Raw genomic sequence first — 4582 nt, forward strand, 5'->3', positions numbered from 1 at the left:
GGCCCGCCGCATCAGCGTGCGGTCCCCCGCCCACCCCCTCCTGTACGGCCTGCGCCGCTACGCCGAGTGGTCCGCCGCCGCCTCCGGCCCCCCGCCGGCCGCGCTGCCGCTCCCGCCCCGCACCGTCCCGGCCGAAGGAGCCGCCGCCCGTGTCCGCAGCTGAGGCCATGCCCGCCCTGCTCGTCGCCGTTCCCGCCGCCATTCTCGCCTGCCAGGCCGGAGCGATCCTGCTCAGACGCCTCGGCCAGCCACCCGTGATCGGCGAGATCACCATGGGCATCCTCCTGGGACCGTCCCTGCTCGGCTGGCTCTGGCCCGAGGCGCAGCACTGGCTGTTCCCCGCGTCCGTCCTGCCGTTCACCTCGGTGCTGGGCCAGCTCGGTCTGCTCGCGTTCATGTTCCTGGTCGGCCTGGAACTCGACCTGGGCGCACTGCGCGGGAACTCGCGCACCGCCGTCGCCGTGAGCCAGGCCGGCATCCTGCTGCCCCTGGGCCTGGGTGCGCTGCTCGCCGTCCCGATGTACGACCGGCTGGCGCCCGAGGGAGTGGAGTTCGCGCCGTTCATGCTGTTCGTCGCCGTGTCCATGGCCATCACCGCCTTCCCTGTGCTGGCCCGGATCCTCGTCGACCGCGGCCTGTACGGGACACCGCTCGGCGCCCTGGCGATGGCGTGCGCGGCGGTCGACGACGTGGCCGCCTGGTGCCTGCTGGCGCTGGTGGTCGCGTTCAGCACGGCGGGCTCCCCGCTCGACGCCCTGTCGGCGGCGGGGCTCACCGTCGCCTTCGGTGCCGCCATGCTGCTGGTGGTCCGCCCGCTGCTCGCCCGGTGGGCCCGGGGGCGGGCGGACCGGGCGGGCGACGGGGTGGTGATGGTGCTGCTGTTCAGCGGCCTGAGCGTCTCGGCACTGACGACCGACCTGATCGGCGTGCACACGCTGTTCGGCGCGTTCCTGTTCGGTGTGGCCACACCGCGTGGCCACCGCCGCATCGAGGCGTCGGCCGCCCGGCTGCGCGCCGTGGTGGTCCCGGTGCTGCTGCCCCTCTTCTTCGTGCACACCGGTCTCAGCACCGAGATCGGGACCCTGGCCGCGGACCCGGCGCAGTGGCTGTGGACCGGAGCGCTGCTGGCGGTGGCGGTGCTCGGCAAGTGGGGCGGAGCGACGGGCGCCGCCCTGGCCTGCGGGCAGCCCTGGCGGCAGGCCATGTCGATCGGCTCCCTGATGAACTGCCGGGGCCTGACGGAGCTGGTGGTGCTCTCGATCGGCCTGGAACTCGGCGTGATAGGTCCGGAGCTGTTCACCATGCTGGTCCTGGTGGCCCTGATCACCACGGCGATCACCTCACCGGCGGTCTCCCGCCTCCTGCCACCCCACCCGGAGCCCCCGGCCCCGGTCCCACGGGAAGCCGTCGCGTCGGAGTGACGCGAGGTTCGTCACACTCCCTGCGCACCATGTTCAGGTCCAAGATCTAGCCAGTTGGTCCTTCTTCAAGGACTGCGGCTGCGTGAAGCCCACCCGCTGCGCACCCGTACTCGATCCGCTTCCGGGACGCGCTCGGCAGCGGCGCGAGGAATCCTGACATGGCACGCAAGGCGATGCGATCGAACGCCTCACGCAGTTGTACGCGGAGAAGAAGACCCGGGCCGCCGTCGGCGGCGGCGGCCCGCCGCGAGCTGGGTCAGCTGACGGTCGAGGAGTACGCGAAGCAGTGGCGGCCCCGGTGTTCGTCTTCAACACGGTGATCATGGCCGGCCTGGTCGCGGCACTGGACAGCGGGCAGTGAGCCTGACGGGTGCCGTCGGCCCTCGGGCGATGGCGGGGCGGTGGCCGGTTCGTCCGCGCGTGCGGAGCGAGCCGGCCACCGCCCCTGCCGCTCAGGGGGTGAGCACGAGACGGATCGGGTCTCCGATCTTCTTCTCCAGCCGGGCGACGGCGTCCGCGGCTTCCGCCAGCGGGACGTGGGCGCTGACGGAGGGGCCGAGGTCGATCCGTCCGGCGGCGGCCAGTCCGACGAGCTGTTCCACGTGCTCCGGCTCGGAGCCGTAGTGTCCGCGGACCTGCTGGACGTTGAAGCAGAAGCCGATGCTGTCGGCGACGGTGACCGGCTCCGGGGTGAGGCCGGCGAGCACCAGGACGCCGTTCGGGCCGAGCACGGTGGTGGCCTGGGCGCGCGCCGCTCCGACGCCGGCGAAGTCGAAGGCGACGTCGATGCCCCGGCCTGCCGTGGCCTTGTGCACCTCGTCGGTGAAGTCGTCGGCCGTGGGGTCCAGTGCGTGGTCGGCGCCGAAGCGGAGGGCGCGCTCGCGAGCGGAGGGCAGCGGGTCGACGGCGATGACGGGGGCGGCGCCGACCAGGCGGGCGAGCCGAATGCCGTGGGCGCCGAGGCCTCCGGCTCCCCAGATGCCGACGGCCTGCGCGGGGCGGACCGCGCCGGTTTCCACGATCGCGGCGTACGGGGTGGAGACGGCGTCGGGGATGATCGCGGCCTGGTCGAACGGGAGGTGGTCCGGGATGGGGAGCAGGGTGTCCTCCCGGGCGAGGGCGTACTGCGCCCAGCCCCCGTCGTAGTCCACTCCTCGGGTCAGAGGCTGTCGGCAGAGCATGTGGCGCAGGCAGTCGCCGCAGTTGCCGCACGCCTGCCCGGCCTGGAGTACGACCCGCCGACCGGGGGTCCAGTCGCCCTTCACGTCGGGGCCGACGGTGTGGACGACGCCTGCCACCTCGTGGCCGGGGGTGAGGGCGCCGGAGTCCTTGACGGCGTCGACGGGGTAGAAGGGGCTCAGGCTGCCGTCGATCAGATGGATGTCGGACAGGCAGACGCCGGCGGCTCGCACCTCCACGAGGACCTCGCCCGGGCCGGGAACCGGGATCGGAACCTCTTCGACGGCGAAGGTACGGGTGTCCAGGCGCAGCCGTCCGGCCAGCATGGTGTTCATGCGGAAACCTCGATGTGCTCGGTGAGAAGCGCGCAGAGCAGCTCATGCGCACGACATGGTCGACTGACCATGTCCTGCAACCGTGTCGAGCAACGAGGTCGTCTGTCAAGCTGCTTCCGCGAGACGTTCACCGTGGTCAAAAGGTTCCAGCAAACGACTGTGTCGCTTAATACAGTCAATCGACATGTTCACTCGACAAAGTCGCATGTAGGTTAGTCGGCGACTGCTGGAGTGCAACGAAAGGCACGCTCATGACTCAGGTGTCCGTAGGCGCGGCGCGGGCGATCCCCGAGCGCCCCCCGCTGCCCCTCGTAGGCCACGCGCTCAACGTTCCCGCGGGCGCGGACTTCCTGGCCTACCTGCTGAAGGAGTTCAGGGAGTTCGGCCCCGTGTACCGGCTGCGCATCTTCGGGAGGGACACCGTCATGGTCGGCGGTCTGGACCTCGTGACCGAACTGTCGGACGAGACCCGCTTCCGCAAGCACGTCCACGCCGACCTGGTCGAGGTCCGGGCTCTGGCCGGGGACGGTCTGTTCACCGCCTACAACCACGAGCCGAACTGGCGCAAGGCCCACGACATCCTGATGCCCGCGTTCTCCCTCGGCGCGATGCGCAGGTACCACGCCCCCATGCTCCAGGTGGCCCGCTCCCTGATCGGCAAGTGGGACCGGCTGGCCGGGGTGCAGTCGGTGGACGTGCCCGACGAGATGACCCGGCTGACCTTCGACACGATCGGCCTGTGCGGCTTCGGCTACGACTTCGAGTCCTTCCGCCGCGAAGACCTGCACCCGTTCGTCGAGGCGATGGCGCGGGCCCTCGTCTTCGCCCAGGAGAAGGGCGAGTCCATCCCGGGCTCCGAGCTGTTCAAGAGGAAGAAGGTCGAGCAGTTCCGCGCGGACATCGACCTGATGACGGACCTGGTCGACGACGTGATCAGGCAGCGCCGCGCCTCCGGCGACACCAGCACGGACGACCTGATGGGGCTGATGCTGCACACCAAGGACCCCGTCACGGGCGAGCCCCTGGACGATGTCAACATCCGGCACCAGGTGATCACTTTCCTGATCGCCGGCCACGAGACCACCAGCAGCGCGCTCTCCTTCGCCCTGTACTACCTGACCAAGCACCCCGAGGTGCTCGCCCGGGCCCAGGCCGAGGTGGACGCCCTGTGGGGTGACACCGACTCCCCGGACCCCCAGTACGGTGACATCGGCAAGCTCACCTACATCCGCCAGATACTCAACGAGAGCCTGCGGCTGTGGCCGACGGCGCCCGCGTACGCCGTCGAGCCGATCGAGGACACCGTCATCGGCGGCAAGTACCCCGTACGCAAGGGCGAGTCGCTGATGGTGATCACCTCGGCCCTGCACCGCGACGCCGCCTGGGGAGAGAACGTCGAGCTGTTCGATCCCGAGCGCTTCACCCCCGAGCGGGAGGCGGCCCGCTCGGTGCACGCCTTCAAGCCGTTCGGCAACGGCGAACGGGCCTGCATCGGCCGCCAGTTCGCGCTGCACGAGGCCACCCTGCTGCTCGGCCTGCTGGTGCACCGCTACCGCCTGATCGACCACACCGACTACCAGCTGAAGATCAAGTCGACGCTGACCATCAAGCCCGACGGATTCAGCCTGCGGCTCGCCCGTCGCACCA

3 protein-coding genes are annotated in these 4582 nt (G+C 70.7%); 2 read left to right on the forward strand and 1 reads right to left on the reverse strand.

What is annotated here, in order from left to right:
- Positions 1–167 precede the first annotated feature (167 nt).
- The gene (locus N4P33_RS33060) at positions 168–1421 is read left to right on the forward strand and encodes a cation:proton antiporter (protein ID WP_399030569.1); all 1254 of its coding nucleotides are present in this window, start codon (positions 168–170) and stop codon (positions 1419–1421) included.
- A gap of 452 nt (positions 1422–1873) precedes the next feature.
- Here N4P33_RS33060 and N4P33_RS33065 read toward each other — a convergent pair whose 3' ends face one another.
- Positions 1874–2935: a zinc-binding dehydrogenase gene (locus tag N4P33_RS33065; protein ID WP_260830623.1), complete on the reverse strand. Its 1062-nt coding sequence runs from the start codon at positions 2933–2935 to the stop codon at positions 1874–1876.
- 251 nt (positions 2936–3186) lie between these two features.
- Between N4P33_RS33065 and N4P33_RS33070 the strand changes: the two genes are divergently transcribed.
- On the forward strand, positions 3187–4582 hold a 1396-nt coding region (locus tag N4P33_RS33070; RefSeq protein WP_260830624.1), incomplete at its 3' end, for a cytochrome P450.

Source organism: Streptomyces sp. 15-116A (genome assembly GCF_025290915.1).
Lineage (GTDB): Bacteria > Actinomycetota > Actinomycetes > Streptomycetales > Streptomycetaceae > Streptomyces.